This is a genomic window from Ponticoccus litoralis (assembly GCF_039769985.1).
GTDB lineage: Bacteria > Pseudomonadota > Alphaproteobacteria > Rhodobacterales > Rhodobacteraceae > Ponticoccus > Ponticoccus litoralis.
This window is the reverse complement of the sequence record NZ_JBDNCH010000003.1, coordinates 30,256-43,627: the sequence shown is the minus strand read 5'-3', so window position 1 is coordinate 43,627 and position 13,372 is coordinate 30,256. Positions and strand designations below refer to the sequence as shown.

Annotated in this window: 14 protein-coding genes; all 14 read right to left on the bottom strand. The window is 67.7% G+C overall.

Annotated elements, in window-relative coordinates; translation table 11 throughout:
* Positions 1–198 precede the first annotated feature (198 nt).
* Positions 199–870, bottom strand: a complete 672-nt coding sequence (locus ABFB10_RS20570) for a tetratricopeptide repeat protein (RefSeq protein WP_430523055.1) — start codon at positions 868–870, stop codon at positions 199–201.
* A 172-nt stretch (positions 871–1,042) separates the two neighbouring features.
* Entirely contained in the window at positions 1,043–1,426 is a 384-nt protein-coding gene (locus ABFB10_RS20565) for a hypothetical protein (protein WP_347168120.1), read from the bottom strand.
* Positions 1,377–2,825, bottom strand: a complete 1,449-nt coding sequence (locus ABFB10_RS20560; RefSeq protein ID WP_347168119.1) for a pilus assembly protein TadG-related protein — start codon at positions 2,823–2,825, stop codon at positions 1,377–1,379. The genes ABFB10_RS20565 and ABFB10_RS20560 overlap by 50 nt, the downstream gene beginning before the upstream one ends.
* Positions 2,815–3,234 carry a TadE/TadG family type IV pilus assembly protein gene (locus ABFB10_RS20555; protein ID WP_347168118.1) on the bottom strand — a complete coding sequence of 140 codons (420 nt, stop codon included), beginning with the start codon at positions 3,232–3,234 and terminating at the stop codon, positions 2,815–2,817. Before ABFB10_RS20555 ends, ABFB10_RS20560 begins: the two co-directional genes overlap by 11 nt.
* A complete protein-coding gene (locus ABFB10_RS20550; RefSeq protein ID WP_347168117.1) occupies positions 3,231–3,776 on the bottom strand; it encodes a type II secretion system F family protein in 546 nt (181 codons plus the stop codon). The genes ABFB10_RS20555 and ABFB10_RS20550 overlap by 4 nt, the downstream gene beginning before the upstream one ends.
* Before the next feature lie 382 nt (positions 3,777–4,158).
* Positions 4,159–5,148, bottom strand: coding sequence for a type II secretion system F family protein (locus ABFB10_RS20545; protein WP_347168116.1), 990 nt, complete (start codon positions 5,146–5,148; stop codon positions 4,159–4,161).
* Entirely contained in the window at positions 5,136–6,695 is a 1,560-nt protein-coding gene (locus ABFB10_RS20540; RefSeq protein WP_347168115.1) for a TadA family conjugal transfer-associated ATPase, read from the bottom strand. Before ABFB10_RS20540 ends, ABFB10_RS20545 begins: the two co-directional genes overlap by 13 nt.
* Positions 6,692–7,927 carry a CpaE/TadZ family protein gene (locus tag ABFB10_RS20535; RefSeq protein ID WP_347168114.1) on the bottom strand — a complete coding sequence of 412 codons (1,236 nt, stop codon included), beginning with the start codon at positions 7,925–7,927 and terminating at the stop codon, positions 6,692–6,694. The genes ABFB10_RS20540 and ABFB10_RS20535 overlap by 4 nt, the downstream gene beginning before the upstream one ends.
* Entirely contained in the window at positions 7,924–8,511 is a 588-nt protein-coding gene (locus ABFB10_RS20530; protein WP_347168113.1) for a hypothetical protein, read from the bottom strand. The genes ABFB10_RS20535 and ABFB10_RS20530 overlap by 4 nt, the downstream gene beginning before the upstream one ends.
* On the bottom strand, positions 8,508–9,833 hold the full coding sequence (locus ABFB10_RS20525; protein WP_347168112.1) for a type II and III secretion system protein family protein: 1,326 nt from the start codon (positions 9,831–9,833) through the stop codon (positions 8,508–8,510). Before ABFB10_RS20525 ends, ABFB10_RS20530 begins: the two co-directional genes overlap by 4 nt.
* A 25-nt stretch (positions 9,834–9,858) precedes the next feature.
* Positions 9,859–10,776 carry a Flp pilus assembly protein CpaB gene (gene cpaB / locus ABFB10_RS20520; protein WP_347168111.1) on the bottom strand — a complete coding sequence of 306 codons (918 nt, stop codon included), beginning with the start codon at positions 10,774–10,776 and terminating at the stop codon, positions 9,859–9,861.
* 30 nt (positions 10,777–10,806) lie between these two features.
* Positions 10,807–10,995 carry a Flp family type IVb pilin gene (locus tag ABFB10_RS20515; RefSeq protein ID WP_347168110.1) on the bottom strand — a complete coding sequence of 63 codons (189 nt, stop codon included), beginning with the start codon at positions 10,993–10,995 and terminating at the stop codon, positions 10,807–10,809.
* 640 nt (positions 10,996–11,635) lie between these two features.
* Positions 11,636–12,493, bottom strand: a complete 858-nt coding sequence (locus ABFB10_RS20510) for a hypothetical protein (protein WP_347168109.1) — start codon at positions 12,491–12,493, stop codon at positions 11,636–11,638.
* Positions 12,494–12,699: 206 nt separating this feature from the next.
* A complete protein-coding gene (locus ABFB10_RS20505; protein ID WP_347168108.1) occupies positions 12,700–13,161 on the bottom strand; it encodes a hypothetical protein in 462 nt (153 codons plus the stop codon).
* Positions 13,162–13,372 lie beyond the last annotated feature (211 nt).

Sequence of the window (13,372 nt, the reverse complement as noted above, 5' to 3'; positions counted from 1 at the left end):
TCCTGCCAGCATAGGCGCCGAGGGCAGATGAACAAGCACCCTGCCCCGGGGCGGGCATCGCCGGCCCGGGAACGCATGACGGAGGGCTGTCCCTGTATGCCGTCAACGACCCCTTCTCCCGTTGCGTCGCCGGCGGGCCGGAGGATGCCGCCTTGTCGATCAGGCCGTCCGGCCTGATCCGGGCCCGATCGGGGCCTGTCATGCGAAAACAAGCGCGCCGATCGGCTTGCCTTCGCCAAGCAGGCGCCGCAGGGCACGGTAGATCGCGATATTCTCTTCTATTTCCTGCGTTTTCATATCCAGCGCCAGGGTCGCACGGGCATCGCTTTCGCGCCCGTATAGCCCGTAGACCAAGGCCAGGTTGTCCCGCACATGCGGCGCCGCGGTCGGATCGCGCACCAGCTCCTGCAGGATCGAGAGGCTCCTGGCCTGCTGCCCGCCGAGCGCCAGAGACAGCGCGTAATTGTTGCGCAGCACGAAATTCGCCGGATAGCGCGCCAGCCCCTCCTGATAGACCGCCTGCGCCTGAGCGTGGCGCGACAGCGTGTCCAGGGCGACGCCCTTGCCGGTGAGCGCGGACAGGTTCGCGGGGTCGATCTTCAGCGCCTTGTCGTAATAGCCGATCGCGGTTTCGGCCTGCTGCTGCGACAGCTTCACCCGGGCGAGGACCGCCAGGACCTCGACATTGCGCCTGTCCAGTTCATGCGCGCGGGTCAGCACCGCATCGGCGCGGCTGTGCTGGCCAAGCCGGGAATAGCTGTCGCCCAGCCCCAACAGGGCGGGCACCGAGTCCGGCTCGGCCTTTACCACCTTCTCGAAAAGCTGCGCCGCGGTTTCGGGATCGCCGGATTTTGCCGTCGCCTGCGCCAGCCGCAGGCTGGCCGAACCCGCGTCCGCCGCCTCCGGGCCGGATCCCCGGTCCTGGGGGTTGCGCAGGCGGACAGGAAGAGGGCGGTCGCAAGCGCCCCGAGGGCGTGAAGCAGGGTCTTGGGCATGTGCAAATTCGTCTCCAGCGGCAGGGATGTTCGAAAGGGGGTGAGGGTCAGCGGACCAGCAGGATCCGGTCGCAGGCCACCCCGTGCAGCACCAGATCGGCCTCGCCGATACCGATGCCCAGAGTGTCCAGCAACCCGTCGATGACGCTATCCAGCGGGGTCATCAAGGCGGTCAGGATGGGGGCGAGCTGGGTCTGCACGATCCCCAGAACCAGGTTCAGCAGGGAATTGACCAGGCCCAGTTCGATGCCCAGCAGGGCAAGTTCGATATCCAGTTCGGCATCCGCCGCCAGGGCCGAGATCAGCGCCTCGAGCACCCTGCCCGACCCGAAGGTCTTGGTCGCGGCACCCCCGGCTGCGGGCAGTTCGCCCAATGTGAAGTCAAGCTGCGCCTGCTCTGAAATTCCGACCGGGGCATGCGCCCTGATCATCACGTTGGCGTCCAGTATGCCAAGGCCGAGCGGCCGGATCCGCACCCCCAGAAGCTTCGCCGGGGACAGCGCCGCCTGGGACAGCGGCGTCGTGGTATCCTCGAAATCCGGGGCGTCGAACTCGCCCAGGAACACCTCGGCAACATGGGTGCCGGTCACACCGGTCAGCGGATCGGTCCCGGTGTCGAAACTGGCCACCACATCCGTCGGCACTGGACGCCGAGCAGTTGAGCGCCGACAGCGTGGCGGTCGCGCTGGCGATCTCGATATAGACCGGCAGATGCACCGAGGCGACGTCGAGCCCAAGCCCGGACAGAAGCGATGGATCGAGAAGCAGTTCCAGTTTCAGGCGGGTCTGCGCGGTATGCAGCGTCGTGCCGCGCTCGCCCACGGTGATCCAGCCCGAATCCGCCGGGCGTTCGCCGATGACCAGCGCCAGATCGATCGCCGTCAGCCCCGGCACGGTCAGCGCCAGGTCGGTCTGTACGTATCTGTCCGCGTTGACGATCCCCACCGAGGCCATGAGGATATCGAGCGCCGAAACCGTGATCTCGGGCAGAATATCGTCGATCTGCGCGGCGACATCATCGCCGTCGATCATGATCAGCCGGGAGATGTCCAGAACCGCCGATCCGGTGCCGTTCAGCACCGCGGTCAGGACATCGACCGGCCCGCCCGGGCCGTTGGCGTCCAGCAGCGCCCCCGCAATATCGGCAAGATCGGCCTCCGCCATCAGCACGTCGCGATAGTCGACGGCGGTGAGATCCAGCCGGATGGCCAGGGCCTCGATAAAGGTCAGCAGATCGACATCGACATCGGCCAGCGCCTCGTAATCCAGAAGGTCGAGCCCCACCGAGGTGCCAAGCGCCTCTGACAGCAGCGCGTTGAGCAGCCCGGCCTCCAGCGCGGCAAGCCGCGACCCCAGGCTGAACGAGGCCATGTCGAACCGTGCCGCCGTCGCCGTCGCCGAAAGCCGCGTGCTGTCCCCGTCGACGAAGCTGCGCATGAAATAGAGCGGCGCCTCTTCCGCAAGTTCCACCCGTGCGGCATTCACATCGGTATCGGAGAGCGCGCGCGCCTCCAGCCGGTCGTCCGGGGCACGCGTGGCGTCGCGTATATAGCGGCCATAGCCGATCTGCTGCAGCGCCTCGGGGGGCAGGCCATTGCCCCCGATGGTGTCCAGCGCACGGTCGCGCGGCCCGCCCCCGAGGTTCGACACCGCGCTAATCGCCGCAAGGTCGGCATGGGTCTGCAGCGTCTTCTGGCGCAGATACAGCGCCCCGAGATCCACGCCCAGAGCGAGGAACCCCATCATGACCGTCAGCGCCAGCGCCACGATCAGGATCACGGCGCCCCGCTCCTCGCCGAGGAAACCGCGCAGGTACCGTTCAATACGCAAGATAGCTGCTCCTCGATACCTCGGGTATCTCCAGCCCGAGGAAGCCGTCCACCACGTCGACGGCGGAGCCCGAGAGGTCATAGGTCAGCGTCACCTCGATGCCGGGCCCGGATATGTCGCGCAGCGCGACCCGATGCGAGACCTTGCCGCTGCGCAGAATGGGAAAACGGCTTTGCGCGTCGGCGATGAACGCATTGGCTTTCTCGACCCGTTTCGCCGCCGCCAGTTCCAGCACAGAGTGGCGCGCCGCCTCGGCCGCGAGTTGTTGCAGGCTGTTGGCGATGGCGAAATACTGGCCGAAACAGACGATCCCGAACAGGATCGCCAGCAGCAGCGGCAGGACAAGGGCGAATTCCACCGCCACCGCGCCGTCTTCGCGCTGCGCAAAGGATATGGCACGACGCCTCATCCGAACCCTCCATCCATGATATTGTCGAGGATATTCAGGACCGCCGGGCCGATCAGCACGATGAAGAGCGCCGGCATGATGAACAGGATCAGCGGCACCGTCATCAGGGCCGGAATGCGCCCGGCCTGTTCCTCGATGCGCAGCAGCCACATGGCGCGCTGGTCGCGCATCAGGCCGCGCAGCGCACGGGCGATCGGCGTGCCATAGCGTTCGGCCTGCATCATGGCATTGGCGAAGATGGTCACCTCGGACAGCGGCAGGCGCTCGGAAAGCTCGGCCCGGGCCGTCTCGCGATCCGGCAGCACCCCGAGCTCGACCGACAATTGACGGATCTCGAAGGCCAGCACCGGGGCCGCGGGCTGGATATCCCGGGCCACGCGGCCAAGCGCCGGGCCGAAACCGAGGCCCGCCTCGCTGGCGATCACCAGCAGTTCCAGCATGTCGGGAAAGGCGCGGCGGGCTTCGGCAAAGCGCTTCCTCTGCCGCATCTTCAAGAGGGCATCGGGCAACTTCGACAGGGCCAGCGCGCTGCCCAGGATCACGATGACGGCAATGAGCCGCCCCTGCCCGTCCGGTACGGTTCAGCGCGAACCAGAGCAGGGCGAACCCGGCACCGCCGAACGGCAGCAGCAGCTTCAGGAAGGCATAGATCAGCAGGGCGTCCCGCCCCCGGAACCCCGCCGCGCGCAGCAATTCGTAGCGAGGCCTCGGCCTCGCCGCCCCTGATCACCGAAAACCGTTCCGAGATATGGATGGCAAACCGGGCCACGCTCTCCAGCAGGCGGCGCGATTTCGGGCGGCGCGGCCTGATCCTCTCGGGACGAGACGCGCGAAGCGCCCGGTCCAGGCGCGCCATCCTGGTGCGGCGGTCGAAGGCCTGCAGCACCGCCATCTGGCCGAGGTAGATCAGGGGCGCGCAGAGGATCAGGGCCGGGACAAGGGAGAGCCTGTCAAACATCGAGACGCGCCAACCTGTACATGCTGTAGATGCCCAGCCCCGGGCAGGCCAGGCCCGCCAGTGCCATGACCCGGCCCCGCGGGTCGCTGAACAGCGGCATCAGATAGTCGCCGTTCATCACCCAGAGCGCGGCACCGACGACAAAGGGCAGCGAGCAGAGAATGCCGGCGCTTACCCGGACCTCGGTACGACAGCGCCGCCGCCTTCCGGCGCAGCTTGCGCCGTTCGCGCAGCATGGTCGCCAGGTTCTCCAGCGTCTCTATCAGGTTGCCGCCGGTTTCCACCTGCAGGCCGGTGGCGATGGCGATGAAACGCGCCTCGGGGGATCCCACCCGCTCGGCGATACCGCCGAAGGCCTCCACAAGGCCGACCCCCAGCCGCATCTCCTCGCAACAGAAAGCGAATTCCTCCTCGGTCACGCCGGTCGCGTGTTCGGCCACGACCTTCAGCGCCGCCGCAACCGGCTGACCCGAGCGCAGGCTGCGCGCCAGCATATCGAGGCTGTCCGGCAGCGCCTCGGTGAACGCCGCCACCCGGCGCGACCGAAGGAACCCGAGATAGAGGTTGAACAGCAGATAGCCCGCGCCGCCGGCAACCGGCACCGATAACAGCGGCGACAGCAGCCCCGCCAGCAGAAGCGCGACAAACACCGCCCCCGCGACAGCCGCCATGATCGCAACCGCCGCGCCCGGCGCCATGTCGAGGCCCGCCTCGCGTATCCGCGCCTGCATCAGCCCCGCGACGCCACCGGTTCGGGCCCCGGGGGATTTACGCTCGTCCCCCGCATCCAGCCGCCGGGCAACCTTGTCATCCGCCTGCTGCGGATGGTTGACGGTGAATCTGACAAGCCGCCTCTGCCGCGCCCGGCGCGAACGGTCAAGCGTCAGGACCAAGGCCAGACCGACCCCCGCGAAGACGCAGAAGGCCAGCAGAAATAGAGCCATCACCTGCAGCATGTCAGCCCTCGAGCGTCTGGCGCAACGCCGCTTCCAGCCCCATCTCGGCGGCGCGCGGCATGAAGAGCGGCCCCGCCCCGGTGGCCATGAACCGCCCGACGACCGCATCGCCGCCCTGGCCGGGCTCGGCCTCGGAAACGGAACAGTTCCTGGATGCTGACGGTATCGCCCCCCATGCCGACGATCTCCGAGATCGAGGACACCCGCCGCACCCCGTCCCGCATGCGTGCGATCTGGACCACCAGATGTATCGCGTCCTTCATCTGCTGGCGGATGAAGGCGACCGGCAGGGCGATCCCGGACATGGCGATCATGTTCTCCAGCCGGGTCAGCGCCTCGCGCGGGGAATTTGCGTGCAGCGTGCTCATCGAACCGTCATGGCCGGTATTCATCGCCTGCAGCAGGTCGAAGGCCTCGTCGCCGCGCACCTCGCCGATGATGATCCGGTCGGGGCGCATCCGCAGCGAGTTGCGGAACAGGTGCCGCATGGTGATCTCGCCCAGCCCCTCGATCGTCGGCGGGCGGGTTTCCAGACGCACCACATGCGGCTGCTGCAGCCGCAGTTCGGCGGCATCCTCTATGGTTACGATCCGTTCGCTCGCCGGGATCTCGCGCGAGATCGCATTGAGCAGCGTCGTCTTGCCCGAACCGGTGCCCCCCGAGATCAGCAGGTTCAGCCGCATCTTCGCCGCGAGACGCAGAAAGGCGGCCATGGCCGGCGACATGCTGGAGCGCGCCACCAGATCGGCCAGGTGCAGTTCGTCCTTGGGAAATTTCCGGATCGTCAGCGTCGGGCCGTCCAGCGCCAGCGGCGGGATTGTCACGTTGATGCGGCTGCCATCGGGCAGGCGCGCATCGACCAGCGGCGTGGTCTCGTCGACACGGCGCCCCGCGGCCGAAACGATCCGCGTGGCGATATTGAGCACATGCCCGTCGTCGCGGAACGACATGTCGGTCAGTTCCATCCGGCCCGCGCGCTCGACGTAGACCTGCTGCGGACCGTTGACCATGATGTCCGACACCGTATCGTCCGCCAGCAGCCGTTCGAGCGGGCCGAAGCCCATCATGTCGTCCAGCACGTAGTCGATCAGTTCAGCGCTTTCGGCGCCGTTGAGTTCGAGTTTCTGGAGCCGGCTGACACTGCGCACCGCCTGGGCGATGGTTTCACGCTGCACATCCTCGGCCAGGTCCGCCAGCTCGGCGAGGTCGAGCAGGGCCATGACATCCGGCAGGATGCGCTGGCTCAGCGCGTTGAGCCAGCGGGAAAACGCGGGCCCCTGGCTGCCGGCGCGGGCCGCGGGCTCCGGCTTGGCGGGCGCGGCGGCAGCGGCGGCGGCGGCGGACAGCTGCCCGAGCTCTCGCACCAGCTTGCGCTGCTCTTCCATCGGGATGGTTTCCCCGGTCCGGCCCTCGTACCAGTCGATGGCGCGGCCCACCACATGCGGACCGGGCGCGGCCCCGGCCCCGATCAGCTCGTCGACTTTCCACAGCAGCATCTTGTGCAGCGCATCCGTCGAACGCGCGGGCAATGGCGTCACCTCCGTCATGGCCGCAGGCCCATCCGCCCGAAGAGCCCCTTGCCACGGGGCCTGCCCTGCTGCGCGTCCCGCGGGCTTTCGATATGGGCCAGCAGGCGGCTGACCGCCCGGCCATAGGCGCCTTTCCGGGCCAGTCTCTGAAGCGGCTGCCCCTTCACCGCCGCCCTTGCGAGATCCGCGGCGCTTTCCGGCAGCTCGTGGAGGCTGGACATGCCAAGCGCCTGCGTGATCTCGGCGCGCCGGAGCCCCGCGCCCCGGCGGGTATGCGACAGCACCAGCGACACACGCGGGCCGTCGGAATGCGTTCCGATGCGCTCGATCAGGCGGCTACAGTTGCGCACCGAGGAAAACCCCGGGCCCAGCACAAAGACGATCTCGTCGAACTCCTCCGCCAGCTCCGGCTGCGCGGCCAGAAGCGCGCGGGGCAGATCGACCACCAGGGTCGGGAAGACTTTGCACAGCCTGCGCAGCAGCCGCGAGACCCCGTCCTGAAGCTGCGGTATCTGGGCGGCATCGCTCACCCCCGCCGAATACAGCCACAGCCCGTCGATCGGCTCGCCCATCGTGGAAACCAGGAAGGTCTTGTCGACCCGCTCGGGCACCTGCAGCGCGTCGAACAGGCCCGGCGTCTGCTCGACGTCCAGATCGACCGCCGCCGAGCCGAATTCCAGATCCGCATCCAGAAGGGCCACGCGCCCTTCCGGGTCGCGGGCAAGCTGCGCGCTGCGACCGGCATCGACATAGGCCAGAGCCAGGTTCTGCGCCAGCGCGCTGGCACCGACACCGCCCGAGACCCCGCAGATGGCGATCGTGCGCATGGCCTGTGCCGCCTCGGGCGCGGCGGGCGGCTCGACCATGCCAAGCATGAGATCGTCGTCATCGGTGACCGGCAGGGCAAAGTAATCACACGCGCCCGCCGCCATGACGGCCCGGAACGTCGCCACATCGTCGCGATGCCCCAGGACGATCACCCGCGCCCCCGCCGCCGACAGTTCCGCGATCCGTTCGAGATCCGCCTCGAAGGAGGCGCCCGCCTCGGCGATCAGCAGATCGCCCAGCGGCGCCGCGCCGGTCAGCCGCGCCGCCGCGCTCAGGGTGCCGGCATGGAAGGTCACGCCGACGCCCTCCCCCGATTGCGCCACCAGCCGTTCCGCCGCCTGCACGGCCTCGGCGCTGTCCACGAAGGCCTCGATCTGGATGCGCACCGATTGCGACGGGGCGGCTGCTTTGGCACGGATCACGGGGTGTCCTCCTCAGGTCTGCAGGTCCAGGCCGCCGGGTTCAGCGCCCGGCGCCGCGCGCGGTCGGCACCGGCCACAGAACGTCGAGCCGGGCGGTGGATCATTTCCGCGAGGTTTCTGGCATTGGCACAGCCCAGGTCGCCCACCCCGGGCCGGCAGTCGACCTTGATGCCCTCTGCACGGGCGACCCGGATCAGCCCCGCCTGGTGGCGCTGGCGCGGGTGTCCGCCCAGGTTTTCCTGTATCGCCAGACGGATGCGCGATGGCGCCAGGGCCAGCGCCGCGGTGACGTCCTGCACCCGGGCCGTGTCGGTTCGCGGCGCCCCGCTGGTGGGGATCGTGACGATCACCACGTCCTCGCTGCGCAGCGCCATGGCCTGCAGGAAGCTGTTGAGCCGCTGTCGTTCGGCCCCGGACAGCCTGGCCGCGCCACGGCTGAAATGGAACTCGTGCTGTGCCTCGACATAGGGCGCGCTGAGCCGGTCGGTCACCGAAACGCTGGGCCGCGATGGCGCACAGGCCGCCGGGCCGACCGCCGGGGCGAGGCCGACGGCAACCGCACGAAAGGGACGAAGATGGATCATTGCAGAAGAAGCCCCGCCTTGCCATGGATGTTCCTGACCGAAACCGCCCCTTCATCCTCGACCGACAACTGGCCGTTCAGGTGGCGGCGCAATGTATCCGCCGAGGCGAAGCCCTCGACCGGCGTGTGGAAGTTCTTCGGACTGCCGGGCTCCACCAGATAGGGCGTGACAATGATCACCAGTTCGCTTTCGCCGCTCTGATAGCTGGTCGACCGGAACAGCGCGCCAAGCAGGGGGATGTCGCCCAGCCCCGGAACATCCTCGACGGTCTGCTGCGAGGTCGCCTTGAACAGGCCGGCGATGGCAAAACTCTGCCCGCTTCCGACCTCGATGGTGGTGGCGGCACTGCGCTCGAGGATCAGCGGAAGCTGCTGAACCCCGGTCTCGCTGCCGCTGGCGAAATCCAGTTCCCGGACCTTGGTGTCGACCTCCAGCTTGATCTTGTTGGACTGCATGACCTCGGGCTGGAACTCCAGCTCCACCCCATAGGGTTCGAACACCACCTTGGTCTCGGTCTCGGAAACCCAGGTCTGGTAGGGAAAGCGTCCGCCGGCGAGGAAGCGGGCCTTGTCGCCGGATCGCGCGGTCAGGTTCGGTTCCGACAGGATGGTCACCAGCCCCTCCTGTTTCAGCGCCTCGAGGCTGACCCCCTGCAACTGCGACCCCACCCGGAAGCTGGTGTTGAGCGCGAAGCCCCCGGACAGCGACGACCCCCCGTTCAGCCCCTCGCCGGGCGCGGTCCAGCCGGTGCCGAGATCCTCGGTCACGGTACGCGAGACCTCTGCGATCTTGACCTGCAGGTTCACCTGTGCCGGCGTGTCCAGCGCGAGGCTGTTGACCAGCGGCACGGCTTCCCCCGCAAGCGAACGGACCACGGTTTCGATCCGCTGGGCATCGCCCAGCGTCGGCACCCGGCCCGACAGGACGATCACGCCGTCCGTTTCGCGAACCCGGTAATCCCCATGCGGCACGGCGAAATGCGCCGCGGAGCTCAGCGCGGCGATATTCGGCGTCACCTTGATCGCGCTCGACAGCGTCACGGCTTCGGAATCGTCCAGCACGAAAAGCGTCGTCTCGCCCATGGCCTTGCCGTAGACATAGACCAGATGGGGGGATTTGACCTCGACATCGGCAATCTCGGGATTGGCCAGGAACACGGTGCCGGAGGGCTGCTCCAGCCGGATCAGCTTGCCTTCGCCCGCGAAAAGATCGACCGGCCTTCCCGTGGCCTCGATGACGGTCTGGGCCTGGCCCCGGTCGGGAACCAGCGCCAGGGCGCTTGCGGCAAGCAGGGCCGCGGCCTGGAAGATGCTCGGCAACATCGTTGTCATCCTGTTTCTGTCCTGTTCAGCGGGCGACGGGGGCGACCGCGTCGCCGGAATGATCGACCGGACGCGCCACGATCCCCGCTCCCCGGAGCTCGGCCCCCTCGCCGCGCAGGCCCGCCTGGCCACGGAAAACCGTCACGGGGCGGGCGGGCGCTTCGGGCTGACCCGAAATCTGGGTCGAAAGCAGCGGCACGTCGCTTGCGATTCTCGGCAGCCCGCCGCCGCCCGGCGGCGACAGCACGAACACGAGGTTCCCCGTGCCCTGCGCCAGCGCCAGCACCTTGGCGCCCTCGGGATGCAGCTCAAGGGTTATCATCCTTGCACCGGCATTGCCGCCGCCGGCGCCGTCGATTGCGACCACCCGGACATGGGCCAGAACCGTCCGCACCGCCCGGACCCCATCCGCCAGTCCGTAGGAGACCATGATATCGACCCGATCCTCGGGCGCGATCAGACCCGAAATCGAGGTCTCGCGAGTCAGCGGCACAGAGATCGCCCGCATCCCCGAGGCAAGCCTGTCGGCGGCGCGCGGCGGGGCGGCAATATCGGTAGGATCGGAAGCCTTCACCGAAAGGGGTCGCAGGTCCGAATGCACGAAAGGCGTATCCTTTGGTATGGCTCGCATGGCGCGCATTTGCGTCAGGGCCCGGCGCGTCGTTTCGGTATCGCGCAGGAAATCCTCTCCGACGACATGCTCCGGCAGCAGGATCGCCTTTATCCTGTCCGGCGCCAATTCCACGCCCTCCGCAAGCGCCTCGGCAGCGATCAGCACCGAAACGCCAACCGCGCCGGGTTCTGCGGCGACCGCGGCAGGGACCGGTGTCGACGGGCCGCCTTCGGCGCGAAGGCTGGCCCATGTCACCACCACCGCCAGGATCACGGATGTCGAAAGAACCAGCAGCACGCGCCGTGGCAAGATGCTGATATTATAAAACATATCAGGATCTAATCCCGCCTTCTCCTTAGATCACTCCGAAGGAGCCGTAATCGCGTCCCTCACTGTCTCGAGACCGGTCTTCACATTCGTCCCCAGGGTCGCGACGGTTCCGACGATCACCGCAGCGATCAGCGCCGCAAACAGCCCGTATTCGATCGCCGTCGCACCGCTTTCATCGCTTGTGAACCGACGGAGAAAGCTTCTCGGATTGAATTTCACACGCATTTCCTAACCTCTTCAGTTACAGGACAGAGCGCCTTTCCACGCACGCGGGACAGTGGAAAAACACCTCTTCGCGACACAACCAGAATGAGAAATCAAACCTATGTGATCGCCTTTTGGATGCTCCTTATCGCTCTTGATTTCGAGGGCAATCGGAAAATCTACAATATTGGCAGGATTCACCGTACAGGCCGCGCTTTTGCAGTTTTTTACAAACTTTCGTTAATAAAAATACATACCTTTAGAAACAGTCCAGCCTTTTGATATACCCCTTATTGCCCCTCCGGTCGCGATCAGCCGCCAGGCCTCGGCGCCGTCTTCGGAGCAGGATTCGCCCGCTGCGGACCCCCGGAAGAAACAGGTATGCGCCGAGGATCGGTCAGGCGGTACATCTTGCCCCGCCGCTGCGACCTCCGGCGGCAGAGGCCCTGCCCAGCGACGGCACCTGAACCAGCCCCAGCTGCGCCCCCAGCAGGCCCAGTGCAGACGCGCAGCACGGTCCGGGCCGAAAAGGGCAGGCCCGGCTGCGGCGCGGGCACCTCGGACAGAAAGCCCGGCGGCCTCACGCCCTGCACCGACATCCGCACCGCCTCGGACAGCAGGGCCCGATCGCGTCCTTCGAATGCCGGGCCCGCCCCTACCCCGTTTCGCTGCGACAGCGCCGGGCATAGGCCAGCACATCTTCGGTGCTGGCAAACAGCACGTGATCCGCGCCCGGCGGCTGCGGGCGGGACATGGGAATGCCGCCCAGACGGTCCTCGATCCAGCGCAGGTCCTCGCCATGGCGGGCCACCTCGGCCCCGACAAGATCGGGGTGCAGCGCAAAGGGCGGGGACGGGGTTTTCAGCAGCTCTGTCAGGAACCGATGGTCGGCCCGGGTTTCCTCGGGCGTGCGGGGCGCATGGCCGATGGCGATCCGGCGCTCCAGCAGCAGCGCCAGGTGCCGGGCGCCCATGCCGACATTTTCGCGCGGCGGGCGGCCCGCCGGGCGGGGCAGCCCGGTTGCCCGGCAGAAATCCGTGACCGCATCCCAACCGGGCACACCCTCGGGCCGGTAGATCCGCAGGTCGACCGCATCGCGCCCGAAGACGATGTCGAATTTCTCGACGGCCTGGCGATACGCGGGCCAGACCAGCCGGATGTCCCCGGTCCCGGTGCGGATATACTGCTGCGCCATGCTGGCCATATAGGCCTCGGCCGGGCGGAGATAGAGGACGACCCGGAAGGGCGCCCGGGCCGCGAAGAATTCCTTCAGCCGCAGCACCGCCTCGATCGGCGCCACCGCCAGCCATTCCGCCGAAAGCACCTGCGTCTTGCCGACCGCCGCGGCCAGCGCCGCCTCCAGCCGCCCCATGGTTTCGCCGCGCCAGCGCTGCATGTCATGGGCCGAGCGGCCCTCGCGGCTGAAGACCCAGTACTCCTCGGGCCGGTCATGGAACATCAGGACGGCGAGGTCGGAATGGTTGGGCTCCCGCCAGTGGCAGGTAATGCACATTGGCGGGGGCATGGTGATACAGGTGGCTCTGGATCGCCGTCGTCCCGGTCTTGTGCAATCCGGCATGGAGAATGAACACGGGGAGAGAAGACCCTTTGAGGTTTGGCACTGACGCAAAGCTATCGCAGCCGGGGACCGGGGGAAAGCGGCAGCCGGGGCCGGGGTGCGAAACAATTCCGGGAGAAACCGAAATTAATCGTTTAATTTCAATGCTTTACCTGAAATTGTTTCGCGTGCGAAACATCCCCGTCCACCTGCGCCTCTTCCCAGGCGGCCAGGATCTCGCCCCACCAGAAGTCCAGGCTGAGCCGGTGCAGCAGCTTTTGCCGCGCGGGGCCTTCGGCGAACTGCGGCGCCCGCTGCGCCCGCCAGAGGGCCAGCGCCGCGGGGGTGATGTGGCCGGGCGCCCAGTCGGGGACGATCACCACCGGCAGCCGGGCATAGGCGGCGGCCAGGCTGTGCGAGCGGATGATCGGAATGGCCCCCTGCTCCAGCGCCTGCCAGGCCTTGGGCGAGGGATCGACCCCGCCGCCCTCGACGCAGAGGACAAAACTGTGCCCGGCCACCTGCGCCAGGAAATCGGGTTCGGAGAGATCCTCCTGCAGCAGGGTGGTGAACTCCGCCCGGGGCCCCGGGCCAGGTCGGTCACATGGCGCCGGGTCTCCCACTGCGGCCCCGGGCGCAGCCGATGCCCGCAGAGCACCCGCAGGGGCCGCTCCGGCAGCGCCAGGCCGGTCTCCGGCAGGGGCACGGCCCCCTGCCCCTCCGGCAAGACCCGGCCAAGCGGCAGCGGCACCATCTTTGGCACCGCGGGATCGTCGAGGTTCTCCACGAACCAGCGCACCAGCAGCGGCGAGGCGAGGATCCGCGCGATCAGCG